The sequence below is a fragment of the Pseudomonas putida genome, assembly GCF_009883635.2.
Lineage (GTDB): Bacteria > Pseudomonadota > Gammaproteobacteria > Pseudomonadales > Pseudomonadaceae > Aquipseudomonas > Aquipseudomonas putida_W.
In genome coordinates, this window is record NZ_CP026115.2 from 5,370,646 (window position 1) to 5,395,823 (window position 25,178).

At 61.8% G+C, this 25,178-nt stretch carries 22 protein-coding genes, 1 pseudogene and 1 riboswitch; of the genes and pseudogenes, 12 read left to right on the forward strand and 11 right to left on the reverse strand.

The genetic code is table 11. The features are described 5' to 3' along the window. Window positions 1-31: 31 nt before the first annotated feature. The gene (locus tag C2H86_RS24400) at window positions 32-712 is read right to left on the reverse strand and encodes a DUF3313 domain-containing protein (protein ID WP_159410227.1); all 681 of its coding nucleotides are present in this window, start codon (window positions 710-712) and stop codon (window positions 32-34) included. A gap of 201 nt (window positions 713-913) precedes the next feature. Here C2H86_RS24400 and C2H86_RS24405 point away from each other — a divergent pair, with 201 nt between their 5' ends. Both C2H86_RS24405 and C2H86_RS24410 read left to right on the forward strand, forming a co-directional pair. Continuing rightward, complete coding sequence (locus C2H86_RS24405; RefSeq protein WP_159410228.1) at window positions 914-1,297, forward strand: type II toxin-antitoxin system RelE/ParE family toxin; 384 nt, start codon at window positions 914-916, stop codon at window positions 1,295-1,297. Then, on the forward strand, window positions 1,278-1,583 hold the full coding sequence (locus C2H86_RS24410; RefSeq protein ID WP_159410229.1) for a helix-turn-helix domain-containing protein: 306 nt from the start codon (window positions 1,278-1,280) through the stop codon (window positions 1,581-1,583). Before C2H86_RS24405 ends, C2H86_RS24410 begins: the two co-directional genes overlap by 20 nt. A gap of 135 nt (window positions 1,584-1,718) precedes the next feature. Here the strand turns inward: C2H86_RS24410 and C2H86_RS24415 are convergent, their stop codons facing one another. The 3 genes from C2H86_RS24415 to C2H86_RS24425 all read right to left on the reverse strand — a co-directional run bounded on the left by C2H86_RS24415 (window position 1,719) and on the right by C2H86_RS24425 (window position 5,543). Next, window positions 1,719-3,014, reverse strand: coding sequence for an NAD(P)/FAD-dependent oxidoreductase (locus tag C2H86_RS24415; protein WP_159410230.1), 1,296 nt, complete (start codon window positions 3,012-3,014; stop codon window positions 1,719-1,721). 14 nt (window positions 3,015-3,028) lie between these two features. Then, a complete protein-coding gene (locus C2H86_RS24420) occupies window positions 3,029-4,117 on the reverse strand; it encodes a polyamine ABC transporter substrate-binding protein (protein WP_159410231.1) in 1,089 nt (362 codons plus the stop codon). Between the two features lie 67 nt (window positions 4,118-4,184). After that, complete coding sequence (locus C2H86_RS24425; protein WP_159410232.1) at window positions 4,185-5,543, reverse strand: glutamine synthetase family protein; 1,359 nt, start codon at window positions 5,541-5,543, stop codon at window positions 4,185-4,187. 180 nt (window positions 5,544-5,723) lie between these two features. Between C2H86_RS24425 and C2H86_RS24430 the strand changes: the two genes are divergently transcribed. Further along, a complete protein-coding gene (locus C2H86_RS24430; RefSeq protein WP_103447194.1) occupies window positions 5,724-6,623 on the forward strand; it encodes a helix-turn-helix domain-containing protein in 900 nt (299 codons plus the stop codon). A gap of 330 nt (window positions 6,624-6,953) precedes the next feature. After that, the gene (locus tag C2H86_RS24435; RefSeq protein WP_159410233.1) at window positions 6,954-8,867 is read left to right on the forward strand and encodes an AAA family ATPase; all 1,914 of its coding nucleotides are present in this window, start codon (window positions 6,954-6,956) and stop codon (window positions 8,865-8,867) included. Window positions 8,868-8,902: 35 nt separating this feature from the next. Here the strand turns inward: C2H86_RS24435 and C2H86_RS24440 are convergent, their stop codons facing one another. Beyond that, window positions 8,903-10,288, reverse strand: a complete 1,386-nt coding sequence (locus C2H86_RS24440; protein WP_159410234.1) for an aldehyde dehydrogenase family protein — start codon at window positions 10,286-10,288, stop codon at window positions 8,903-8,905. 107 nt (window positions 10,289-10,395) lie between these two features. Here C2H86_RS24440 and ptrR point away from each other — a divergent pair, with 107 nt between their 5' ends. The 4 genes from ptrR to C2H86_RS24460 all read left to right on the forward strand — a co-directional run bounded on the left by ptrR (window position 10,396) and on the right by C2H86_RS24460 (window position 13,233). Further along, window positions 10,396-11,262 carry a putrescine utilization regulator PtrR gene (ptrR, locus tag C2H86_RS24445; RefSeq protein WP_205524634.1) on the forward strand — a complete coding sequence of 289 codons (867 nt, stop codon included), beginning with the start codon at window positions 10,396-10,398 and terminating at the stop codon, window positions 11,260-11,262. A gap of 60 nt (window positions 11,263-11,322) precedes the next feature. Continuing rightward, on the forward strand, window positions 11,323-11,775 hold the full coding sequence (locus C2H86_RS24450) for a carboxypeptidase regulatory-like domain-containing protein (RefSeq protein WP_159410236.1): 453 nt from the start codon (window positions 11,323-11,325) through the stop codon (window positions 11,773-11,775). Window positions 11,776-11,784: 9 nt separating this feature from the next. Then, a complete protein-coding gene (locus C2H86_RS24455; protein WP_159410237.1) occupies window positions 11,785-12,531 on the forward strand; it encodes a phytanoyl-CoA dioxygenase family protein in 747 nt (248 codons plus the stop codon). A 180-nt stretch (window positions 12,532-12,711) separates the two neighbouring features. After that, a complete protein-coding gene (locus tag C2H86_RS24460; protein ID WP_159410238.1) occupies window positions 12,712-13,233 on the forward strand; it encodes an acyloxyacyl hydrolase in 522 nt (173 codons plus the stop codon). Between the two features lie 52 nt (window positions 13,234-13,285). Here the strand turns inward: C2H86_RS24460 and C2H86_RS24465 are convergent, their stop codons facing one another. From C2H86_RS24465 to C2H86_RS24475, 3 genes are all read right to left on the reverse strand, one after another. Then, window positions 13,286-14,524, reverse strand: a complete 1,239-nt coding sequence (locus tag C2H86_RS24465; RefSeq protein ID WP_159410239.1) for a hypothetical protein — start codon at window positions 14,522-14,524, stop codon at window positions 13,286-13,288. An 88-nt stretch (window positions 14,525-14,612) separates the two neighbouring features. Further along, window positions 14,613-16,748: a TonB-dependent siderophore receptor gene (locus C2H86_RS24470; RefSeq protein WP_159410240.1), complete on the reverse strand. Its 2,136-nt coding sequence runs from the start codon at window positions 16,746-16,748 to the stop codon at window positions 14,613-14,615. A gap of 244 nt (window positions 16,749-16,992) precedes the next feature. Continuing rightward, the gene (locus tag C2H86_RS24475; RefSeq protein WP_159410241.1) at window positions 16,993-17,883 is read right to left on the reverse strand and encodes a universal stress protein; all 891 of its coding nucleotides are present in this window, start codon (window positions 17,881-17,883) and stop codon (window positions 16,993-16,995) included. 120 nt (window positions 17,884-18,003) lie between these two features. Beyond that, window positions 18,004-18,175: riboswitch (yybP-ykoY riboswitch) on the forward strand. A 10-nt stretch (window positions 18,176-18,185) separates the two neighbouring features. On the opposite strand from C2H86_RS24475, the pseudogene C2H86_RS24480 reads away from it, so the two are divergent. The 3 genes and pseudogenes from C2H86_RS24480 to C2H86_RS24490 all read left to right on the forward strand — a co-directional run. Further along, window positions 18,186-18,454 (forward strand): annotated as a pseudogene (locus tag C2H86_RS24480) (manganese efflux pump MntP family protein); the annotation flags it as partial. Between the two features lie 60 nt (window positions 18,455-18,514). After that, complete coding sequence (gene hisN, locus C2H86_RS24485; protein ID WP_159410242.1) at window positions 18,515-19,306, forward strand: histidinol-phosphatase; 792 nt, start codon at window positions 18,515-18,517, stop codon at window positions 19,304-19,306. Between the two features lie 108 nt (window positions 19,307-19,414). Continuing rightward, window positions 19,415-20,146 (forward strand): hypothetical protein, encoded by a 732-nt coding sequence (locus C2H86_RS24490; protein WP_159410243.1) that lies wholly within the window; start codon window positions 19,415-19,417, stop codon window positions 20,144-20,146. A gap of 2 nt (window positions 20,147-20,148) precedes the next feature. On the opposite strand, the gene C2H86_RS24495 is transcribed toward C2H86_RS24490, so the two are convergent. From C2H86_RS24495 to C2H86_RS24505, 3 genes are all read right to left on the reverse strand, one after another. Further along, window positions 20,149-21,033, reverse strand: a complete 885-nt coding sequence (locus C2H86_RS24495) for an alpha/beta hydrolase (protein ID WP_159410244.1) — start codon at window positions 21,031-21,033, stop codon at window positions 20,149-20,151. 183 nt (window positions 21,034-21,216) lie between these two features. Next, a complete protein-coding gene (locus C2H86_RS24500; protein WP_159410245.1) occupies window positions 21,217-22,548 on the reverse strand; it encodes an anti-phage deoxyguanosine triphosphatase in 1,332 nt (443 codons plus the stop codon). Window positions 22,549-22,652: 104 nt separating this feature from the next. After that, a complete protein-coding gene (locus tag C2H86_RS24505; RefSeq protein WP_159410246.1) occupies window positions 22,653-23,639 on the reverse strand; it encodes a LysR family transcriptional regulator in 987 nt (328 codons plus the stop codon). A 361-nt stretch (window positions 23,640-24,000) separates the two neighbouring features. Between C2H86_RS24505 and C2H86_RS24510 the strand changes: the two genes are divergently transcribed. Further along, window positions 24,001-25,161, forward strand: a complete 1,161-nt coding sequence (locus C2H86_RS24510) for a quaternary amine ABC transporter ATP-binding protein (RefSeq protein ID WP_159410247.1) — start codon at window positions 24,001-24,003, stop codon at window positions 25,159-25,161. The last annotated feature ends 17 nt before the right edge of the window (window positions 25,162-25,178 follow it).

A 25,178-nucleotide genomic window follows, 5' to 3' on the forward strand; every position in this document is an offset into this window, starting at 1 on the left:
TGCGAAATCAGTGGTGAACTGATGACGTACCCTAGCGGTTGCTCTTGTTCTTGAGGGTAAGGAAGCTGGCGCGCATGTCCTTGGCCCAGCCGTCGAGCACGGGTTTGACATCGTTCAGGGTCAGCTGGGTCTTGTCGTTCTCCAGCTCTTTGCCGGTGCCCTTGCGCACCACCTGAGCCAGCACCTTCTGGTTGGCGCCATCGAGGAAGGCCGCTTCGACACCGACATCGACTTCCTGGTCGCGACCACCCATCGCGGTGTTGACGCCCGCCGAAACCAGCGCGATCGGGATGAATTCGTAAGGTTTGAGGCTTTCATTGCTTGTAGAAACCGCGGTGATCGCCGGGCGTACCACGATGGTGCCTGGGCCGGGTGCCTTGGCCAAGGTCAGCACGCTGCCCATTTCACGGCGCAAGGCCTCGTTGAAGTAGCGAGTGATTTCACCCAGCGTCTGCTGGGAAATGACCGCCGTCGCTTGCGGCTTGGGGTAGAACTGGCTGGGCTCGATGAAGACCTGCGTGTACCGGTTGACATCGACCTTGGGGTCGATCCAGCGCATCACCGATGCACCGGTTGGGCTCTTGGCTTCCTGCAGGCGGCTGTAATCCTTGAGGAAGCCGGAATAGTCCTTGGGGTCCACGCGGTTGCTGGAGCAGGCGGCCACAGCTAGCAAAGCGGCGCACAACAGGGTAACGCGAGGCAATGATTTCATGATGGTCTTGCATCCATGAGGGGGCGGCCACAACAACGCTAGCAGGTGCTTGGCGAATGGCCAGTGGGCCGGCGAAAAGTCGCTTCGGTAACGGGATGAGGCGCTGATTTTTCCTACGATTTGTGGAGAATGCCTCGTCTATGCAAACGCCGCGACCGTTGAAAAACTATGCCCGTAACGGGTATGGTTTGGAGGCCACTCATGGAAGTTCTCAAGCGCAAGGATTTTGCGCGCTGGCAAGCCGGGCAGAAACTATCGGATGCGATGTTGTGCCAGGCGGTGAATGAAATGCGCAGAGGGCTGGTTGATGCCAGCCTCGGCGGTGAATTGTTCAAGAAGCGTGTTGCAGGGCACTGTACTGGCAAGCGAGGTAGTTATCGGACGCTGCTGTCTGCTCGTGTCGGGAATCGCTATGTGTTTCTGCACGGGTTCGCCAAGAGCGACAAGGCCAACATCACGCCGGAAGAACAAAAAGCATTGCGCTTCGCTGGTAGGGTTTTCCTGGAGCTTTGTCCCGTAGCGCTCAGGCGGGCGTTGCAATCAGGTGTTTTGATGGAGGTTTGCTGTGAGCAGCAAAATTGTTGAATCGTTGCGTGAGGACCTGGCCGTACTTCATGAGGCCGGGGCTGTTGGCAAGGTTACCCTTCGGGATTTCGAAATGCTCTGTCCCGCTCCGGTGCGGGATTTCAGTGCTCTGGATATTCGCCAGCTTCGCGAGGCACTGAATTTCAGCCAGCCGGTGTTCGCACTTCATCTGCATACCAGCGCATCAACGGTGCGGAAATGGGAGCAGGGCGAGACACGTCCGGCAGGGCCCGCATTGAAGCTGCTAAATGTCATTGCTATCAAAGGGTTACAAGCGATTCTTTAGATAATTTATGTGTTTCCGCATTTTTCAGAATAAACGCATGTAAATCATGCGTTTATCTTGTTTTCGTAAGGCTGTTTATAAGGTTAAGTCGTCGCGAGAAGGTCACTCCCGCGGCACGCTCGGCTTGACCCGCCCTTAGCCCAGCGCCTCCCGCAACCGGTACCACAACATCCCCAGCGCCAGCAGCGGCGAGCGCAGCGCCTTGCCGCCCGGGAAAGTCAGATGGGGTACAGCGCTGAACACATCCAGCCCCTGGCTCTGCCCCAGCGCGATACCTTCCGCCAGCAACTTCGCCGTCCAGTGGGTCACGTTCAGCCCATGCCCGGAATAGCCCTGGGCATAGAAGACGTTGGGGTGCTGGCTCAGCCGCCCCACTTGCGGGAAGCGGTTGGCGGTGATGCCAATCATGCCGCCCCACTGGTAGTCGATGCGCACATCGGCCAGTTGCGGGAACACCTTGAGTACCTTCGGCCGCATGTAGGCCGCGATGTCTTTGGGATCGCGCCCCGAATAGTGACAGGCACCGCCGAACAGCAAGCGGCGGTCGGCAGTGAGGCGGTAGTAGTCCAGGCCGACCTTCTGGTCGCACATGGCCATGTTCTGCGGGATCAGGCTGCTGGCCAGTGCTTCCGGCAGAGGTTCGGTTGCCACCACATAGCTACCGGCCGGCAGCACCTTACCGCTCAGGCGTGGCTCCAGCTCGTCGAGGTGAGCGTTGCAGCCCAGCACCAGGCTCTGTGCCCGCACCTTGCCCCGTGCCGTGTGCAGCGTCACCGTGGAGCCGTGCTCGATGCTCAGCACCGGGCTCTGCTCGAAGATGCGCACGCCCAGACCATGGGCCACGCGCGCTTCGCCCTGCACTAAGTCGAGCGGGTGCAGATGGCCTGAGCCCATGTCCACCAAGCCGCCGGCGTACTGGTCGCTGGCGACGATCTCGTGCATGCGTTCGGGCCCGACCAGGAGTGTTTCGTGGTGGTAGCCAAGGCTGGCCAGGTCCTCCTGTTCAGCCTTGAAGGCAGCGAACTGTGCCGGGGTGTTGGCCAGCTCGCAGAAGCCCCAGCGCAGGTCGCAGGCAATCGCATATTGCTCGATGCGGCGAGCCACCAGGGCCACCGACTCGATGCCGGCCTGCTGCAGGTAGCGCACGCCGTCCTGGCCGACGTAGCGGGCAAAGCCGCTGACATCATGGCCGATGCCGCGAATCAGCTGGCCGCCATTGCGCCCGCTGGCGCCCCAGCCGATGCGGCGGCCTTCCAGCAGCACCACGCTGAGCCCGCGTTCGGCAAGCTCCAGCGCGGTGTTGACCCCGGTCAGGCCACCGCCGACCACGCACACGTCAGCGGTCAGTTCGCCGTCGAGGCTGGGGTAGGGCGTCGTGTTGCGCGCCGTGGCGGCGTAGTACGACGCGGTATGTTGGGTATCGAAAGGCATGGCGCGTTCTCGGTTCAGCGGTTTGATTTGATCTTGCTCCAGGAGCGGGTCATGACGCGCATGATCTTCGGGCTCGGCGTGCTGGAGATGTACAGCTTGTCCAGTACCGCCTGGGGTGGGTAGATCTCGGGATTATCGACCAGCGACTTGTCCATGTAGGCCTGGGCATCCGGGTTGGCGTTGGCATAGCCGACCGTGGCGCTGACCTTGGCGATCACTTTCGGGTCGAGCAGGTAGTTGATGAAGGCCAGGGCCTGTTCGGGGTTCTGGGCGTCCTTGGGGATGGCCAGCAGGTCGAACCACAGGTTGCTGCCTTCCTTGGGAATGCTGTAGGCGATCTTCACGCCGTTTTTCGCTTCCACGGCCCGGTTGGCTGCCTGGAACACGTCGCCGGAATAGCCGAAGGCCACGCAGATATCACCATTGGCCAGGTCCGAGACGTACTTGGAGGAGTGGAAGTAGGTGATGTACGGGCGCAATTCGAGCAGGCGCGCTTCGGCCTTGGCATAGTCGCCCGGCTTTTCGCTGCGCGGGTCCATGCCCAGGTAGTTGAGCATCGCCGGGAACAGCTCGTCGGGCGAGTCCATGAAGGCCACGCCGCATTGCTTGAGCTTCTTCAGGTTCTCCGGCTCGAACAGGGTTGCCCAGGAGTCGATATGGTCGATGCCCAGCGCGGCCTTGACCTTGTCGACGTTGTAACCGATACCGTTGGTGCCCCACAGGTACGGCACCGCATATTGGTTGCCGGGGTCGTTCTGCTCAAGCTGCTTGAGCAGCTTCGGGTCCAGGTGCTGCCAGTTCGGCAGCTTGCTGCGGTCCAGCGGCAGGAACGCACCGGCCTGGGCCTGGCGGGCGAGGAAGTGGTTGGAAGGCACCACCACGTCGTAGCCGGTGCGGCCGGCGAGCAGCTTGCCTTCCAGGGTTTCGTTGGAGTCGAACACGTCATAGACGACCTTGATCCCGCTGCTGGCCTGGAAGTCGGCCAGGGTCGTGTCACCGATGTAGTCGGTCCAGTTGTACACGCTGACGCTGGGCGTGGCCTGTGCGGCGGCGCCGAACAGCAGGGCGAATGTGGCGGGGATCAGGGCTTGCAGATGACGCATGTCGACACCTCGTTGGTCTTGTTCTTTGAATTCGGTGCAAGGGGGGCGCCTGGCGCCCCCCGGAAAATCACACGCTCAGCAGCAGGAACTCGCGCTCCCAGGAACTGATGACGCGCTTGAAGTTTTCATGCTCGGCGCGCTTGACCGCCACGTAGCCCTGAACGAACTGCTTGCCCAGGTACTGCTGCACGGTTTCGCAATCTTCCATGTGCTGCAGGGCATCTTCGATGGTGATCGGCAAACGCAGGTTGCGCCGCTCATAGGCACGGCCCTGGACCGGCGCGCTCGGCTCGATCCTCTCGACCATACCCAGGTAACCACACAGCAAGCTGGCGGCGATCGCCAGGTAAGGGTTGGCGTCGGCGCCCGGCAGGCGGTTTTCCACGCGCATGGCATCGGGGCTGGAGGTCGGTACGCGCAGGCCGGCGGTGCGGTTTTCCTCGCCCCACTCGACGTTGACCGGCGCCGAAGTGTCCGGCAGGAAGCGGCGGAACGAGTTGACGTTCGGCGCGAACATCGGCAGCAGCTTGGGGATGTACTTCTGCAGGCCACCGATGTGGTGCAGGAACAGCTCGCTCATGCTGCCATCTTCATTGGCGAATATCGGCTTGCCGGTGGCAATGTCGACCACGCTCTGGTGCAGGTGCATGGCGCTGCCCGGTTCGTCGGTGATCGGCTTGGCCATGAAGGTGGCGGTGACGTTGTGCTTGAGCGCGGCTTCACGCATGGTGCGCTTGAACACGGTGATCTGGTCGGCCAGGTCCAGCGCGTCACCGTGGCGGAAGTTGATCTCCATCTGCGCCGGACCGTCTTCGTGGATCAGCGTGTCCAGGTCCAGGCCCTGCAGTTCGCACCAGTCGTAGACGTCTTCGAACAGCGGGTCGAATTCGTTGGCAGCGTCGATCGAGAACGACTGGCGCCCGCTTTCTGCGCGGCCCGAGCGGCCCAGCGGCACTTGCAGGGGCAAGTCCGGGTCTTCGCAGCGCTGGGTCAGGTAGAACTCCATTTCCGGCGCGACAATCGGCTGCCAGCCTTTGTCGGCATACAGCTTGAGCACCTTCTTCAGCACGTTGCGCGGCGACAGCTCGATCGGGTTGCCGTGCTTGTCGAAAGTGTCGTGGATGACGATGGCGGTGGGCTCGATGGCCCACGGGATCTGGTAGACCGCCGTCGGGTCGGGGCGGCAGATCATGTCGATGTCGGCCGCATCAAGCAGGTTGTAGTAGATGTCGTCGTCGACGTAGTCGCCGGTGACCGTCTGCAGCAGCACGCTTTCGGGCAGGCGCATGCCGCGCTCATGGAGGAATTTGGCGGTCGGTGCGATCTTGCCGCGGGCGATGCCGGTCAGGTCGCTGATCACGCATTCGACTTCAGTGATGCGGTGTTCTTTCAGCCAGGCGGACAGCTGATCGAAGGGGGCGTTCATACAGACCTCTTGGTTGGTTTTTTTTGTGGGCGGGCTTGCCGCGAAAGCCGTTACAGGGTTTCAGAGGCATTACGCTTCCCAGGTGACACGCTGGAGACTATCTTGAGCGCAGGCCCGCAAAGCCATCTATCCACTTTCTTCGGCAACGAATGCACCAAAAGAGTGCAAATAGGACAAAGCGTGACAACGCCCAATGCCTTGCAAGTTCAGGCTTTCCACACCACGGATGTCACCGAACAGGTGCGCGCCACCCCCGGTTGGCAGCAGCAGTACCGGCAGATGTCGCCAGGGCATTTCAGCGGCCAGCTGCGCTGCCTGGGGCTCGATGGCGTGGAGGTGTACGAAGAGCGCCTGAACACTCGGGTCGAGCAGTTCTTCCGTGCGCCGAGCGGTTCACTGGCGTTCTGTTTCGACCAGAGCGAAAACAGCCTGTACCTGCTCAACGAGCAGAGCCGCAATATCTGGATCACGCCGGAGAACTACCAGGAAGTGGCCGTGGTGTTCGACCAGGCCTTTCTCGCCCGCCATGGCCTGGACCCGCAACGGCTCGAAGGGTTGTTCATGGTGCCGCTGGGCAGCGGCCAGAATGCATTGTTCGGCAGCTGGCTGAGCGCCACCTTGACCCGCCTTGGCCAGGCTGATTGCCCGCTGCAAGGGCAGGCACTGGCCGAGCAGCTGCTCGAGGACTGCCTGTTCATTCTCGACAATGCCTGCCAGCGCTTGCAGGGCGGGGCGCTGGGGCGGCGCGGCGAGGAGCGGGCGATCATGCAGCGGGTCAGCGAATGGGCGGCCGATTGCCCGGAAGAAACCCTCAACCTGGTGGAGCTGGCCGAGGTGGCTGGCGTTTCGCTGCGCCAGTTGCAGCAGGCGTTCAAGGCGTTCACCGGGATGCCGCCGGCGCACTGGCTGCGGTTGCGTCGGCTCAACGGCGCGCGGCGGGATCTGTTGCGCGGTGGTGAGGTGACCGTGGCGGAAGTGGCCATGCGCTGGTCGTTCTGGCATTTGGGAAGGTTTTCAGAGAGTTACCGGCAGTTGTTCAAGGAGTTTCCGAGCGAGACCTTGAAGCGGCGCAGGGGCTGAATGGTTGGCTATTCGCCATGGCATTTTGGTCGTTTGTGAGATCGAGCGCCGCCCACGCGGCGCATCGCGAGCTTTGCTCGCTCCAACGTTTGTTTCGGGCCAGTAACGCCTGTACCAAGCGCGCGCGACCGCCTTGCTCGTAAGACGCAATATCGAGCCAGGCACCCAGGCGTCCGCGTACGAATCCCACAGGAGACATTGGCCCGAAACAAACGTAGGAGCGAGCAAAGCTCGCGATGCGCCGCGCGGGCGGCGCTCGATCTCACAGACACCACAGCATTCCAGGCGGAAAATTGCTATCGTGCCCGGCAGTTTCCACCCGAGGTCCCGATGTTCTACCTGCCTTTGCCCAGCGACCAGGCCGACCGCCTGGCCAGCGCGCCCCCCGCCACCGACTTCTTCCCGAGCGCCAGCCTGCTGGAAGCTGCCGCCGTGCTGTTCGTGCAGAACCTGCCGCGCCAACCGGCCAGCGCCTCGGCGGACACACAGGAGCGCCGCTTCGCCGAGATCGTGCGCATCGCCAATGAGGTCGAAGACGCCGCCCCAGGTCGCTTCCAGGGCCAGGTAGCCCAGCACTTCGACCGCGAGGCGTTCGCCATGGGGCTGGGCATGCTCGGTGAGAACGGCGTCGCACTGGTGTCGGCCGAAACCGAGTACCAGGCCGACGAGTTCCAGGACGCCGAAGGCCAGTGGAATTTCCAGTTCGCCGACAGCTACCGCCAGCGCGTGACCCCACTGCACCCGGTGTACCTGCCGTCACTGGCCAGCGACCTGATGCTCAGTGACCAGCAGAACCGTTTGCTGCGCGAGTTCCTGTGCGGCGTCGACGAATCGGTTGCCGTGCAGGGTTTCGCCGGCACCGGCAAGACCTTCCTGATCCACCAGTTCGCGCGCCTGCTCGACCCCCAGCGCACGCTGTTGCTGGCCCTCACCGAAGGCCAGCTGCGGGCGTTGCAGGCACGTGTGAAAGATGCCCAGGCCTACACTGCGATGACTTTCGGCCAACTGGCCGACGACATCCTCAACCGTGACCTCACCAGCAACGGCTGGCGCCTGCGCGACCCGTACCGCACCAAACTGTCCTGGCGCCCGCAGGAGGCGCAGGTGGTGCGCTGGCTGAACATCCCCGACATCGGCCCGCTCGCCGCGCACGATGTAGTGGCCCTGTGCGTCAAGGCCGTGCGCAGCTTCTGCCGCAGCGGCGACAACCAGATGCAGCTGCATCACTTGCCCTGGGCCGGGCCTGGCACCACTCCGCTGGACCAGCAAGTACTGCTGGAAAAGGCCCGCCTGTACTGGCACGAACTGATCCGCCCGTCCGCCCGTGAAATCCAGCTGCCGGTACGCGACTACCACCGGGTCAAGCTGCTGTCGCTGACAGCCGAGGTGATCGACAGCCGCTACAGCCACGTCATCGTCGACGAGGCCCATGAGCTTTCGGCCCCGATGCTGGCCGTGCTCGATCGCAGCCCTCAGTCAGTGATTGCCCTGGGCGACGAACTGCAGAACCTCAACGGCCTCAGCCCGCACCATGGCAACTTCATCCGCCAGCGCTACATCGACCATTCGCTGCGCGCCGGCCCGGCCATGGATGGTGTGCTCAACCCGTTGATCCAGGCGCACCCGGCGGCGATCCAGGCCGCCTTCAGTGGCAGTGCCGAGCACTACACCCGGGTGAGCTTCTTCGACACGGTGACGGTGCCTGAACAGCCCACCGCCTTGATCGTCGATGACGAGTGGGGCCTGTTCGGCTGGTTCCAGCGCCTGACCCATCAAGGGGTACCGTTCGTGCTGCTGAAAAGTGCGCGCAAGGACTTCGAGCTGTTCGTCGAGGACTGCATCGAGCTGTACCGCTACGGCACCCGGGCACGCCACCCGATGCTGTTCCGTTACCCCAGCTGGCAGGCGCTGGAGCAGGACAAGGGTGACGACAAGGCCTTTGTTGCCGTGGCCGGCATGCTGCGCAAAGGCTATACCGCCGAGCATTTCGCCAAGGCCAAGAGCCGTTACCGCTGGGACAAGGCGCCGAAGCTGTTCCTCGGGCGCGTGCGGGATGTGAAGAACATGGAGTTCGCCCGGGTGATGGTGTCGCCGGAGCTGATGGTGGCGCCGAGCACGGCGGGCAATCGCAACGAGCGGGCGCGGATGCTGGCGGGGCTGTATACCGCCTGTTCGCGGGCGCGGCATGAACTGATCGTGCCGGGGGGGATGCTGGACTGGGTCAAGGACCAGGTCCGGGATTGAAGAATCGGGGCTGCAAAGCAGCCCCAATCAATGAATCAGTTGCGATCCAGCCACACGGTCTGGGCATTGGTAAACTCGCGCACACCAAAGTGCGACAGTTCGCGCCCGAAACCGCTCTTCTTCACGCCACCAAACGCCACGCGGGGGTCGGAAGCGCAGTAGCCGTTGATGAACACGCCACCGGTATCCAGTGCTGCGGTCATGCGCTCGGCCAGCGCATAGTCGGCCGTGTAGATAGTCGACGCCAGACCGAACTCGCTGTCGTTGGCCAGCTCAACGGCATGGTCGGCGTCACGGGCAGTGATGATCGCCGCCACCGGCCCGAACAGTTCCTGCTTGAAGGCGGTCATGTCCGGGGTGACGTTGGCGAACACGGTCGGTGCGTAGAAGTTGCCTACGCCTTCGATCTTGTTGCCGCCCAGCAGCAGGGTGGCACCTTCGGCCAGCGTCGCCTGAACCTGGCCATCCAGTTCGTCGCGCAGGTCGTAGCGGGCCATCGGGCCGATGTAGGTGTCGTCTTCCAGCGGGTTGCCGATTTTCAGCTTGCGCGTGGCTTCGACGAACTTGCGCGTGAATTCCTCGACCACAGCTTCTTCGATGATCAGGCGCTTGGCGGCGGCGCAGACCTGGCCGGTGTTCTGGTAGCGACCGATCACGGCGGCCTGCACGGCGGCATCGATATCGGCATCGGCCAGTACGATGAACGGGTCGGAACCGCCCAGTTCCAGCACGCACTTCTTCAGCGCCGCACCCGCCTGGGCACCGATGGCCATGCCGGCACGCACGCTGCCGGTCAGGGTCACGGCGGCAATGCGCACGTCGTTGATGGCGCGGGTGACGCCGTCCGGGGTGACGTTCAGCACCTCGAACACGCCTTCAGGCAGGCCGGCGTCCTTGAACAGCTCACCCAGCAGGTAGGCGCTGCCCATCACGTTCGGTGCGTGCTTGAGCACGTAGGTGTTGCCCGCCAGGATCGCCGGCACGGCGCCGCGCAGTACCTGCCAGACCGGGAAGTTCCACGGCATCACGGCCAGGATCGGGCCCAGTGGGCGGTATTCGATGCGGGCTTTTTCGACCTGGGTCGGCTCGGCGGCGAGCATGGCCGGACCGTGCTCGGCATACCAGCGGCACAGCCCGACGCACTTGGCGACTTCACCACGGGCCTGGGCGATCGGCTTGCCGATTTCGCGGCTGATCATCTGCGCGAAGGCTTCGGCCTTGGCTTCGAGGGTGCTGGCCAGGGCGAGCAGGTACTCGCTGCGCTGACCCAGCGACACCTGGCGCCACTGGCCGTAGCCAGCCTTGGCACGTTGCAGCGCCGCTTCCAGTGCGGCGTCGGTGTCGAAGGGGTAGGCGCCAATCTGCTCGCCGCTGAACGGGTCGACGGAGATGGCGTGGGTCAGGCTGCTGATCGCACTCATGGCTGGACACTCTCGTTGTTGTTAATCAGTGACGCCAGACTAGTGGGCTATGGCTTTAATGAAAACTGAATAATAATGAGCGAAACATTCACGTTTGGAGAATGACTGTGGACCTGGTGCAACTGGAGATCTTCAAGGCCGTGGCCGAGCAGGGCAGCATCAGCGCCGCCGCCCAGCACATCCATCGGGTGCCGTCGAACCTGACCACGCGCATCAAGCAGTTGGAGGAGGATCTCGGCGTCGAGCTGTTCATCCGCGAAAAAAGCCGCCTGCGTCTGTCGCCAGCGGGCTGGAACTTCCTTGAGTACACCCGGCGCATCCTCGACCTGGTGCACGAGGCGCGGCTGACCGTGGCCGGCGAAGACCCCCAGGGCACCTTCGCCCTGGGTTCGCTGGAGAGCACGGCGGCGGTGCGTATTCCGGCCTTGCTGGCCGCCTATAACCAGCGCTACCCCAAGGTCGACCTCGACCTGTCCACCGGGCCGTCGGGGACCATGCTCGAAGGCGTGCTGGCGGGGCGCCTGGTGGCGGCGTTCGTCGACGGCCCGGTGCTGCACCCCACGCTCGAAGGCATGCCGGTGTTCGAGGAGGAGATGGTGATCATCTCGCCGCTCAACCACGCCCCGGTGACCCGCGCCCAGGACGTCAACGGCGCGAGCATCTACGCTTTCCGGGCCAACTGCTCGTACCGCCATCACTTCGAGAGCTGGTTCGTCCAGGATCAGGCGGTGCCCGGCAAGATCCACGAAATGGAGTCGTACCACGGCATGCTCGCCTGCGTCAGCGCCGGTGCCGGCCTGGCCATGTTGCCGCGCAGCATGCTCGACAACATGCCCGGTTGCAGCACGGTCTGCGCCTGGCCGATGCAGGAGCAGTTCCGCTACCTGAAGACCTGGCTGGTGTGGCGCCGAGGCACGGTTTCGCGCAGCCTGAGCATGTTCGTGAAACTGCTCGAAGAGCGGCGAACGGCGTGAACATCAGCAGTGGATGGGGTCCAACATTAGGTAAGCCATCTCCCTGAGGAGGAGCTGACCATGCGTAACCATCACTATGCGTTGGGTGCCACGCTGTTGATCGCACTGGCGTTGCCCTGGACCCTGGCGGCTGCCGCGGAAGTGGAAGACCACAACGCCCCCATCGACATGCAGGCCGTGCAATTGCAGCCCCAGGAACAGAACGGCATCCGCTACCTGGCAGGCGGTATCGGCCAGGACGAGGCCAATGCCATGCGCCGCACCAAGGGCTATGACTTGCATGTCGAGCTCTCGACCGGGCCAGACGGCAAGTTCCAGAGCGGCGCCACTATCGATATCCAGAATGCACAGGGCAAGTCGCTGTTGAGCGTGCAGGACGCCGGTCCATTGCTGTACGTGCAGCTCCCGCCAGGCCAGTACAAGGTTATCGGCCAGGCGGACGGTACCACTGTTCAGCAGCAGGTGAGCGTCAATGGCAAGGCACCGGTCACCGCCAACCTGAACTGGCGTTGAGGTGTACCGATGAGCATCGATGGCCAGTTGCAGCAGTTGCACGAGCAAGGCTACGTGTGGCTCACAGGTGTGCTCGACCCTTTGCGCATCGCCTTGCTGCGCTGCGCCATCGATGACCTGCAACCGATTCACTGGGATTACCAAGGGCTGCTGGAACACTACAAGTGTGTGTTCAACCGCAACCCCCTGTGGTTGCCGTTTCTTGACCTGCCGCCAGTGATCGAGCTGGCCGAAGCAGCGCTTGGCAAAGATTGCCACGTCATCGGCCAGACGGCCTGGCGCAGCCACCCAGGCTATCCAGGCATGGCGTTGCATCTGGATCATCTACCCATGGCGTTGCCGGCCTGGCTCCGCGAACGCAGCGATTTCAGCCTGCCTGCTCAGATCCTTACCGCGCAGCTGTACCTCAGCGACATCGACCTCGACATAGGCCCCACCTGGATAGTGCCCGGCAGCCACCGCGCTGCGCGCCCGCCGCAACCTGGCGAGCAGCGATGGCAGGGCCGCGAGGCACAGCCGATGCTGTGCCGGGCGGGGGATGTACTGGTTTTTCGCAGTGATGTCTGGCACAGCGGCGGCGCCAACTGCAGCAACACCCGCCAGCGCGACATGCTGCAGGTGCATTACGGCCGGCGCATGGTGGCGCAAAAGTTCTCCCCGTACCTGAGCTGGCAGTTCAACCCGCAGGTGCTGGAGCAGGCGACGCCTCGGCAACGGCGCCTGCTGGGGGAGCATGAGGAGGCCGAATACGACTGAAGTAGCTGGGCACTGCAGGTAAATTCAAACAATGCTGGCAATTCACTTTCAACTTTCTGATTATCTGGACAATAATCAGAAAAGTGTTACCCCGTGTGACCGGTTGGATACACCGTTCACCGCAGAAATCGAGGGGCCCAAGCCCCCATTTGCCCGTGTGACCATCAGGAGAAGTCATTGATGAAAACCCGTCTTGCCAGCACGCTGGCCGCCGCCCTATTGGCGCTCGCCGGCAGCAATCTGGCCCAGGCCGCGCAGATTTCCGGTGCCGTGGGGGCAACCGGCCAAGGTGACATGACCTACCGTCTCGGCATGTCGTTCGATTGGGACAAGCAGTGGCTGAAGAGCGACATCGGTTTTGTGACGGGCTATTGGGATGCGGCCTACACCTACTGGGAAGGTGGCGATGCCAGCGGCGCCCACTCGCTGTCGTTCAGCCCGGTGTTCACCTATGAGTTCAGTGGTTTCACCTACACCCCGTATGTCGAAGCCGGGATTGGCCTGGCGGCCTTCTCCAAGACCGATGTGGGCGACCAGCATCTGGGTTCATCGGTCAACTTCGAAGACCGTATCGGTTTCGGCCTGAAGCTGCCTGGCGAGCAGAAGGTGGGGATCCGGGCGATTCACTATTCCAACGCCGGCATCAAGCAACCGAACGACGGCATCGAATCCTACTCGCTGTTCTACAGTAAACGTTTTTGAATCAGTTAACCCAAGACTCGAGCTATCCGGGTCTTGGGTTTGGATCAGTTGATCAAAGGTGTAGTCGAATGGCCAGGAAATCGTCGCCCTTTTGCGCCAACAGTTTCAACTCGCCATCGTTGAATAGCAGGTTCTGCAATTGCAAAGTGGGGTCTTGAAAGTGGCCTAGGCTACCAAAACTTTTATCCAGGTGGCCGCTGTTTAACAGCCGCGTTACGGTCGCGTGATTCGAGACGTCGATGCCTTTACGTTGATTGGTGGCGATAATGACACGCTGTGCCGAGTCTATGGATACGCCAATAACCGTGTTCCACTCATAGTTGGCCATAAAAATATTCACTAACCCATTTTCGCCGAAATCACTATCGACCCGCCCATCTAAAAAGAAACGGCGTACAATCAGTACGGACTGTTCGCCAAAGTTTCGAGGAGTTCCGGCGACCGTTACAACCCGCTTGCACTGGCGATCCACCGAGAATTTTACTTCCTTGCGGTGGGCTGCGACTTGGTTGATACCGAATACGGTGTCCAACGAGCCATCAGCCTTGAATTTTGTGATGATCTGCCGCCAATCGGTAGAGCCAGCCAAAACTAGGCTACCGTCATCCAGGAAGTCGCTGTCGGTGATCCTCAAGGGATAAGTGGGTGTGCCTGGCTGGACATCAAGTATCGGCAGTGCCACTCGCGCTTGCCCCACACCGGGCAGTGGCAAACCTGTCAGAGCGTCCAGAAGGGCAATCCAAGCCGTCGGCTCACTTTCGGTATCGCGTTTCGAAATGAATAACGACCTGATTTCGTTGCCGATACGCTCACTGCGCAGTACTTTGACCGGCTCCGTTGTGTTGGGCTTGGTCGGTGCATGACCAGGGGTGTGAAGCGTTATGCCCAGTTTCCCGAAACCGCTGAGTGGATTGAAATTCAGGTCATATTGGCCCACTGCACAAGTGCCGATACTTTGATCTTCCTCCATGTAATACGTCGTAGACTGGGCGATGTATGTATTTGCCGCAGGGTTTCGAGCGATCATTTCAAAGTGGCTGGCGGAGTCGTCTTGGTCCGCCGGCACTTCGATTGGTCTGAATCCTGTCAGCGTGTCCCATTTCCCGTTGGACGTTATACGGATAAAGAAATTTTTGCGTTCACCCTTGACGGCGCACACCACAGCAAGGCTACCGTCTGGATCTTGAGTGATGGCGATAACGCGTGCGTTTTCATCAGGCGGCATACCTGGAAATCTCGCATATCCACTTTCCCCATAACTGATATCCATTTCTCCTGCATGACCAGGCATTTTGCGTCTCCTAACGATCAGTGATAGAAAGAAGATAAGCAATTTGAGCAAAGGGTGATACTGGCAATAATGTTAGTTTACCGAGCTATCAGAATATGTAGGAAACCCCGGCCTGCACCGTGCGCGGCGCCCCAGGGTACACGTAGGTGTTGAACGCCCCCTCGTCATAGCCCTTGTTGAAGACGTTCTTCACGTCCAGGTTCAACCGCACGTGCTCATTGACCTTGTAGAAGCTCAGCAGGTCGACCACGCTGTAGCGCTCCATGGTGTAGGTACTGGCCGCCGTCTGACCGGCGCGGTCATCCACATACTTCACGCCAACCCCAAGCCCCAGGCCCTTGGCCAGCCCATCCTGGAACTCATAGGTATTGAGCAGGCTGAAGCTGTTGCGCGGGATATTCGCCAGGCGGGTGCCGGTGGGGATGCTGTTGTCCTTGGTCACCTCGGCGTCGACGTAGGCGTAGCCGCCGATCATCCGCCATTCCGGGGTCAGGTTGCCGGCGACGTTGATGTCCAGGCCGCGGCTGCGCACTTCACCGGCAGCGATGCTGTAGGTGCCGGTCGGGTCGTTCGGGTCGCGGGTCAGCACGTTCTCCTTGACGATGTGGTAGATCGCCGCGTCCACGCTCAGCTGGCGGTCCAGCGCTTCCCATTTCACGCCCAGCTCGTATGACTTGCCCTTTTCCGGGTCGAAGCCAGTGCCTTGCAGGCTGGCGCCGCTGTTGGGCTTGAACGAGCGCGCGGTGTTGGCGTAGACGGCAACCGTGTCGGTCAGGTCGTAGATCAGGCCGAAGCGTGGGGTGACGCCGTTTTCGCCCTTGTTGAAGTCACCGGCATTGTTGAGCTTGTTGTCATAGTCATGCTCGAAGCGTTCGAAACGCACCCCAGCCAGGGCTTTCAGGCGCTCGGTGATGGCCACCTGGTCCTGGATGAATGCCGCCCAGGTCTTGAGATTTTCCTTGTCATGGGTGGTGGTGCGGGTCAGGGCAGGGCGCGGCTGGCCCAGCACCGGGTCGAAGATGTCGATCGGGTAGGCGCCGGTACCTGCGGCCGAACGCTGGATGATCGAGTTGTAGTCGTAGTCTTCGTATTCGATGCCGGTGAGCAGGGTGTGGGCGAAGCCACCGGTGTCGAAGTGGCCGGTGAGGTTGAGCTGGTAGTCGCGGTCGGTCCACTCCAGCTTGCGGTAGTTGAAGTTGCGCCCCAGCGTGCGGCCGTCGGCCTGCAGGCCGTTGGCTTCCACGGCGTTGCCCTTGAGCGAGCCGTCCAGCCATTGCATGCCGCCGCCCAAGGTCCAGTTGTCGTTGAGCAGGTGCTCGAAGCGCAGCTGGGCCATATTGTTGTCGTTGTGCAGCAGGTTGTCGCTGCCTTTTTCCCAGATGTTGGTGTCGCGCGAGGCCGTACCGAGCTGGCCGGGCAGGCGGGTCAAACCGCGGTCCAGCGGGTGGTTGTTGCGCATGAAGTCACCTTCGAAGATGACCTTGGTGGCATCGTTGACCTGCCAGCTGATCACCGGCGCAACGTCATAGCGCTCGCTCTCGACATCGTCGCGGAAGCTGTCGCCACCTTCGCCCAGCACATTCAGGCGATAAGCCAGCGAGCCATCGGCGTTCAGCGGCCCGGTGGCATCCAGGGTCGCGCGGTGCATGCCCTGGTCATCGAACTGGCTGCCCAGGGTCACCTTGGGCTCGGCCAGCGGCTGTTTGCTGACCACGTTGAAGGTGCCACCAGGGTCGCCCCGGCCATACAGGCTGGTGGCCGGGCCGCGGATCACTTCCAGGCGCTCGACTGTGTTGGCATCGGGGGCATTGGGGTAGCCGCGGTTGATCGGGAAACCGTTGCGGTAGAACTCGCCGGTGGTGAAGCCGCGCACGGTGAAAGTGGTCAGGCCCTGGCCGCCGAAATTGTTGGCACGGCCGACACCTCCGGCATAGTCCAGGCCGTCCTGCAGGCGAGTGGCGCCAGTGTCTTCGAGCACATCCTTGGGCACCACGCTGATCGATTGCGGAGTCTCGTGCAGGGCCGTGTCGGTGCGTGTGGCACTGGCCGAGCGGCTGGCTTTGTAGCCATCCACAGGGCCATCGGCGCGTTCGCTGTCGGCGCTGCTGGTGATGTTCAGGGCCTGGAGTTCTATCTGGGCCGGGTCATTGAGCGGTTCGGGCTCGGCGAAGGCCAGCGGGGAGATAGCTTGAAGCACACAAAGCGAAACGAACGTGCGACGCATCGACGGTACGATCCTGGAGTAGGGCGCTGAAAGGGAGTGTGGGAAGTGCCGAGAAACTACTACGAATCATTATCAAATGCATTCTTTTTAGTTGGCACTGGTGTGCCAGATACCATGCACTTGGCAGGGCCGTCCTCTTCGCGGGCGCGCCCGCTCCCACAGGGGGCCCGCAGCCCATCAGGTTGCTGGTATACCTGTGAGAGCGGGCGTGCTCGCGAAAAGGCCTGTGCGGGCAGTGCAAGACTCAGCGACTGGCCTTTATGGCCAGCACATTGCACAACGGATGCTCCAGCACATGCGCCGTGGTGCCGCCGAGGAACGTCTGCATCGCATCATGCCGATGGCTGCCCATCACGATCACATCGACCCGGCTGTGGCTCACGAACTGGGCAATCGCCCGGATCGCCGCACCCTCGACAAAATGCCGTCGCTCCAGCGGAATCTGGTGGTGGTCGCCCAGCCGGTTGAACGCCGCCCGCTGCGCCGTGCGCACACTGCCATCGAACCCCGGCATGGTGACGGTGCCGGCACCAAAGTCGGCGATATGGGTCTTGGCCGCATCGCACACATGCAGCAGGTGCAGTTCGGCGTTGCATTGCAGGGCCAGGGCATGAGCACTGTGGATCACCTGATCGTCCAGATGCTCGCCTGCTCCCAGGCAGTTAAGGTCCACCGCCGCCGCAATCTGCCGGGGCAGCGGCAGGCGGATGTCGCTGACCAGGTGCACGGCCACCGGGCTTTCCTTGAGCAGTTGCCAGTCCAGCGGCGTGACCAGCAAACGCTTGAGTACCGGTTCGTGCTGCACGTCCTTGATCAGCAGGTCGCACCCCAGCCGTTCGATGCGTTCGAGCACGCTGCCCAGCGGGTCCCGGGTCAGCAGCAGTTCGGTGGAAACATCGAGCCCGGCGTTGCCCAGTTGCTCGGCTTCGTCGGCCAGCCATTGGCGGTTGTCGCCGAGTAGCCGCTCACGCTCTCGGCCATCGCTCATCAAGCCAAAGGTGTCGACATCGTCGACGAACACGTTGATATCCAGCAGGGCACCACTGGACTCGGCCAGCGCCGCCGCGCGCTGCAGCGCCGGGCTATGGCGCATCTGCGGGCCGAGCATGACGAACAGACGCTTGAACTGGCTCATCGCACACCTCCACGTGTGGCAGCCCCCCGGTTCATGCCATGTCATCTGGTCTGTACAGTCTAGACCCCGTTCAGCCAGGCAAAACCATTCACGCTTGTTTCATATGGCGCTGGTATCATCGCGCCACTCATTGGGGAGTAGCCTGCCTTCGCGCACTGTGAAGGCGCCCTGGTCAACATATTTGGCAACCTGCCATGGCCAGCGCATCCCCCCGGATTGGCGAGACCAACGACCTTCCTGCAGCCAAGCCGGGGCCTGCAGGTCGACTGTCGTTGACTCGTTGCCCGGCTGGAGCTCGATCGTTGAATCCCATTTCCCTCGTCTTTCTCGCCTCGCCATGTCCACGGATGCCTTTGCGGCCGCCATCGGTAAGGGTTCGCGCCTGCGCAGGCCACGTTTGGCCGAGGCCCTGCGCACCGGCCTGATCTTCGGCGTCATCGAAGCCATCACCCCGGTCACCGGCTGGCTGCTGGGCCAGGCGGCCAGCCAGTATGCCGAACAGTGGGACCAGTGGATCGCCTTTACCCTGCTGCTGCTCGGCGCGACCATTCTCTATGAACACCTGACAGCGGTGTAACACCCAGGTTGTCGGGTATGATGCAGCCCCGACATTTTCCACGAGACCTGCCCCATGTCCCTTAGCGCTGAACAGATCGGCGAATTCCAAGCCTTCGCCGAGCAGCTGGCCGATGCCGCTGCGCTGGCGATCAAGCCGTACTTTCGCGCCAGCCTGGAGGTCGAGGACAAGGGCGGTCGCCTGTACGACCCGGTGACCGTGGCCGACAAGGCGGCCGAGGATGCCATGCGCGAGCTGATCCAGGCGCGTTATCCGGAGCACGGCATTCTCGGTGAAGAGGCCGGCGTAGCGGTGGGCAGCAGCCCGCTGACCTGGGTGCTCGACCCGATTGACGGCACGCGTGCGTTCATCACCGGCCTGCCACTGTGGGGCACGTTGATCGCCCTGAATGACGGAACGCGCCCGGTGGTGGGCGTAATGAACCAGCCGTTCACCGATGAACGTTTTGTCGGCACTCCGGCAGGCGCCTGGCGTAGCGGCACGCGGCTGAAGACCCGTGCCTGCGCCGACCTGGCTTCGGCCACACTGATGTGCACCACGCCGGACATGTTCGACACCGCAGAGCGCAAGGCGGCGTTCGAGGCTGTGGCTGGCAAGGCACGGCTGATGCGTTACGGCGGTGATTGCTATGCCTACTGCATGCTGGCTTCGGGCTTTGTCGACGTGATCGTCGAAGCGAGCTTGCAACCGTATGACGTGCAGGCGTTGATGCCGATCATCGAAGGGGCGGGCGGGGTGATTACCGCTTGGGATGGCAGCAGTGCGCAAAATGGCGGGTGTGTGGTGGCCTGTGGTGATCCGGCGCTGCATGCACAGGTCGTGGAGATGTTGCGCCACGCCATGTGATTGATGGGTTGCCTGCCCCAGGCACCGCACTTTTTCCGATTTCCGGGCTCTATGTTTGGCCAGGCCGCGCCGATCCCCAGCGCGGCCGCCGATTTTGACCCGGTGCCGATGGTTGCAAGCAATTCCCGAATCCTCTCTCGTCTGCTGCTCGCGGGCACCCTCATAGGCCTGGCCGGTTGCAGCCAGCAGCAAGGCCACGACATCGTCAGCCAGTTCGGCAACGGCAAACCCAGCGAACTGTTCCAGACCAGTGTCGATCGCATGGCCACGCTGGCCATGCGCGACAACCTGCAGAGCCTGTATCTGCTGATGAACAAGCTGTACCTGCGCAACCCCAGTCAGTGGAAGATGTCCGGTTACCTTGACGCCGCCACGGCCGAGCGACAGATCCGCATCGCCATCGAACAGCGCCAGCCTCTACCGCAATTGGGCAACCGCCGCGACCTCACAGCCTTGAGTTATGCATTGAGCCCGGAATTTCGCGGCGACCGGGTCGGCGCCTTCATCTATGCCATCGGCAGTATGCTGATCACCGCGCACGGCGGGCGCACCGAGTTCTACATGACCGATACCATCGACCCGCTGTTCGTCAACAATGCGGCGCGCAATATCGAGAAGGCGACCTGGATGCTCAGCCAGCGGCAGGATGCCAATGGGGTGCTGTTGCTGTTCTCCAACGAGATCTCGGAGGAGGGCAGCAACCTGAGTTTTGCCGTGGAGTTCGGCAAGATCGTGGCGCGGCTGGATTTGCTGGCGGAGCTGCTGGATGAGCGCTATCGGCGGATTGGGCTGAATTATGCGCAGAGCTTACTGTTGATGAACTTCCTACCGGTTCAGTGACTTCAAAGCAATGCCTGAATGGCACGCCTGTAGCGTTGCCCGGCAAGGCTCATGCTGTTGTTGTGGGTCGCTCCCGGTACCAACAGCAGGGTCTTGGGTTGCTGCGCGGCATCGAACAGTTCCTGGCTGAAGCGCGGCGGTACGAAGCGATCATCCATGCCGTGCACCAATAGCACGGGCAGGCCGACATCCTTGATCTTGTCCAGCGAATCGAATTTCTGTGACATCAACCAGCGCACAGGCAGTGACGTGTTGGCAACCGCCGCTGCCGCATCGCCCAACGATGTGAAGGTCGACTCCAGAATCAAACCACGCGCCGGTGCTGCACTGCCATCCTTCTGTGCCTGGCTGGCCAGCTCGGAGGCCAGTTCGACAGCCACGGCGCCGCCGAGCGAATGGCCGAAGATCAGGCGCTTGCCGGGGTCGGGCTGCAACTGCGCGAAGCGCTCCCAGGCGATGCGCGCATCCTCGTAGACCGTGGCTTCGGACGGCAGGCCGCCACGGCTCTGGCCGAAACCGCGGTAGTCCACGGCCAGCACCGAATAGCCCATTGCGTGCAGCTGCTCGATGCGGAACAACTGGCCGGTAAGGTTCCAGCGCACGCCGTGCAGATAGAGGATGGCCGGTGCACCGGCGCGTTTGGCGGGCCACCACCAGGCATGCAGGTTCTGGTTGTCGGTAAAGCTGCGCGGGCGCAGGTCCAGTTCCTGCACGCCGTTGGGCAGGCCGCGGAACCAGCTGGCCTGACCGGGCTCGATACGGAACAGCAGCTCGCGTTCCTTGTGCTGCAGCACCGCACAGCCAGCGGGCAAACCGATGACCATCACGGCGGCGCACAGCCAACTGAGCCAGCGGCGGCGCAGGTGAGTGAGGAAGAGGGTAGGCATGGCGGGTTTCTAGCAGATGCGCGGGGGTTGATGTCGGAAAAGTTACCGAGCGGTGCGATGGCTTGGTTGCAAGCTGTTTCTGGAACGGCCTTGGCGGAGCGCTGGGCCGGTCGGAAAGGGCCGCAACGCGGCCCCGGCACGAGGTGCATACCCTGCAAGGTCTCTGCAGGTGCGGTGATGGCGTCACAAGTGATCGAAAATGGAGCCTTTGTGCGGGTAGAACAGCTTTTCATAGAGGCGCGTGCAGTATTCGTCCGTCATGCCTGAAATGAAATCGCAAATGACCCGGGCCTTTCTCGAATCGTCCTCTGCGGCCATGTAACGCGCCACCGTGCGTGAGGGCAGCAGGCGTTGTGGATCGGAGCTCAGTGCATCGAACAATTCGACCACGATCTTTTGCCCTTTGAATTCCAGTTGCTGCACATTGGCGCTTTTGATGACTTTGTGCACCACGAGGTTGAAGATATGTTTACGCAGCGCTTCGTAGGGTGGTTTCAGGCGGGCGTTCCACTTCAGCAGGTCGGTCGTCGCACCGTCGAGCGTAGAGGGTTGGACCTCGGTATTGACGATGAAGGCATGGACCAGCGTGCCGATTGCTTCCTTGCGCTTGTAGCTGTCGGCAAAAAGCTGCTCGGTGATCACCGCAGCCTCAAGGTCACTGCCACAATCCCTGAACAGGTGCTCATGCCCCTGGATGTGATCTTCCCAATCGTGACGAGTAACCATGCCCAACGAAATGGCGTCTTCGAGGTCGTGCAGGCTATAGGAAATATCATCGGCCAACTCCATCACCGACGTATCGAAAGCCTTGTGCCGAGCCTTTGCATGTTCACTGTCACGGGTATCAAAGCGTTTGAAGGCTTCACGCTCACTTGCCTCGAGGGGCTCAAGCACCCAATCGATCACTTCCTGTTCGTCATCCAGGTAGCATTTGGGTGGTTTTTGCCGATTGGCTTGAGATAACCATTGCGGAGTCTTGACCGCGCCGTATGCGTCTTCATTGACCAGCGCACTGTAGGCAACGGGATACTTGAGTACGCCAAGCAACAACCTGCGCGTCGGATTGAGCCCATGCTGGGCGGTGTACTTGTCCAGGCGGGAAAGGATCCTCAGTGTCTGACCATTGCCCTCGAAGCCACCGTGGTGCCTCATGCACAGATTGAGCGCCACTTCCCCGCCGTGACCGAAAGGCGGGTGGCCGATATCGTGCGCCAGGCAGATAGAGTTCATCAACGCGGAGCAGGGCAGGAGCTTTTGGATCTGGGGTTCATCGGTATGGTGCTTGCGCAGCCAATGCACGATGCCCACACCGATCTGCGCCACTTCCATCGAGTGAGTGAGGCGTGTGCGATAGAAATCACTTTCGCCCAGCCCCAGTACCTGAGTCTTGGATTGCAGTCGCCTGAAGGCTGAAGAGTGGATCAGGCGCGCATAGTCACGTTCCCATTCGTCCCGGATATCGTTGTGGCGTTTGCCAGGCTCGTCCCTGCGTTTTCCCCAAATGGCGTCCGTCATGTCGTTCCCTGTGCAAGAAGAGAGAGAAGGCATGGTGCCAGCTGGTTTTGATACGCGATATAAACGAGATGTTTAGATAGGCATTGGCAGGATGCGGTTGCCGATCAGGTGCGGCTTTCCCGCAGCTGTTCGAGCAACGGCTGAAACTCCTGCAGCAACCACTCGCGCAAGCGCCGGCAACTGGAGTCGTGCTCTTTTTCCTCGTTGAAGGCCAGGAAATGGAAGGTGTCCTTGAGCACCAGTTCCTGCTCCACCGGCCGTACCAGCAGGCCCTGGGCCACCAGCGGCGCGATCAGGTGATGCCAGCCCAGCGCCACGCCTTGATTGTTCAGCGCCAGTTGCACCAGCAGGTTGTAGTCGTTGGCATTGAAAAAATGCGGCGCCGTGCTGGCGCGGCTCTTCAGGTCGACATCATGCAACGCTAGCCAGACATTCCAGTCGACGTGCTCGGCGACCTGCGAGCGGCCATAGGGGGTGAGGTTGAGCAGCGTGCCGTCGCGCAGGCCCTCCAGCGTGCGCAGCTCGGGGTGCGTGGCCAGGTACTGGGGCGTGCACACCGGGTAGATCACGTCATGGTTGAGCGGGTGCGAGCTGTAGCCCGCCTGCACTTTGCCGAGCTTGGTGATGTAGATGTCCGGGCGCACCCCGGGCTCCATCGACAGGAAGTTCTGCGTGGTCACCAGGTTGATGTCGATGTCCGGGTTTTCGTCGAGGAACTTCGGCATGCGCGGCCCCATCCATAACGCGGCAAACGCGGGCGAGCAGCACAGGGTGACCACATGCCGGGTGTTGGTGTTGCTGCGGATGCGTTCGGCGGCCTGGGAGATGTTGACGAACGACAACTGCACCGCATCGAAGAAGATCGAGCCGGCCACGGTCAGCTCTACCGCCCGACCCACCCGGGTGAACAGTTCGGCGCCCAGATACGTTTCCAGCTCGCGGATCTGCCGGCTGACGGCGGCCTGGGTCACGCACAGGGCTTCGGCGGCGCGGGTGAAGTTCTGGTACTTGGCGGCGGCAACGAAGACTTTCACGGCGCGCAACGACGGCATCTTGATCAGGGTCTGATCGGGTTCGGAGTGTCTGACCATGGTGGTGGAGGGCGGTCCTTCGTCTAGCCAAGTGATTCACTCTAGCCTGTAAACGGTCCATGGGTAAATGCAGCAGCGGTCTAGCACCGCGCTTGCAGGCCGATTGATAACTTCAGGTAATGGTTTGGGCGATACAAATGTCGTTGGACCAGCTCTGGATCAGGGCCTAACGTAAAACCCACACGGCGCGGCATTCGCGACAGCGATGTCGAATAATTTTGAAGCAGGACATTCTGCGTGCCGGTTTTGACTCACGTTCGAATTTGAACGGACTGCCAAGCGTACTCGCACTGATCTCTACCCGCCTTATTGAAAGTGCGACGTTCAAAGATTGGTTAATAAGCATAATAAAGAGGGTCGTATGAGCCATGCCGATGAGATTCTTTCGGTAAAAAACATCTTCAAGGTTTTCGGGCCCAACCCCGACATGGCCATGGAGATGCTCCGCAAGGGTGCCGACAAGAACGAAATCTTCAGCAAGACCGGCCACGTCGTCGGCGTGTTCGATGCAAGCTTTTCCGTCAAGCGTGGCGAGATCTTCGTCATCATGGGCCTGTCCGGTTCGGGCAAGTCGACCATGGTGCGGCTGTTCAACCGCTTGATCGAACCCACCTCCGGCAGCATCCATCTCAACGGCAAGGAAATCACCGGGCTCTCCGACAAAGCCCTGCTCGATGTGCGCCGCAAGGAAATGGGCATGGTGTTCCAGTCCTTCGCCCTGATGCCGCACATGAGCGTGCTGGAAAACACCGCTTTTGGCCTGGAGATTGCCGGCGTGCCCGAAGCCGAGCGCCACAGCCGTGCCCGTGAAGCATTGAGCCAGGTGGGCCTGGCTGGCCACGAGCACAGCTACCCGCACCAGCTCTCCGGCGGCATGCAGCAGCGCGTGGGCCTGGCCCGGGCGTTGGCCAACGACCCGACGATCCTGCTGATGGACGAAGCGTTTTCCGCCCTCGATCCACTGATCCGCAGCGAAATGCAAGGCGAACTGATGCGCCTGCAGGCCGAGCAGCAGCGCACCATCATCTTCATTTCCCACGACATCGAAGAAGCCATCCGCATCGGCCATCGCATCGCGATCATGGAAGGCGGGCGGGTGGTGCAGATCGGCACCCCGCAGGAGCTGATCAACCAGCCGGCGAACGACTACGTGCGCACCTTCTTCAAGAGCTTCGACAGCTCGCGGGTGCTCAAGGCCGGAGACCTGGCCAAGTTCGACCCGGCCGTGGTGTGCAAGGTCAATGGCAAGGCGCCGAGCTTCCAGGCCGGTGTGCCTTACGGCTACCTGGTGGACGACCGCGGGCAGTTGCTCGGCGTGGTCGACACCGATGCCAATGGCGCCAGTGCCAGTGAACGCTACAGCCTGCACGAGCAGCAGCCGGTGTACACCGATACGCCACTGCATGAAGTACTGGGCATCGCGGCCGACCTGCCGTATCCGGTGCCAGTGCTCGACCGCCAGGGTGCCTTCAAGGGCACCGTGTCGAAAAACGAGCTGCTGCAGACCCTGAGCCGCCACTAAGTACAAGAAGAGGTAAG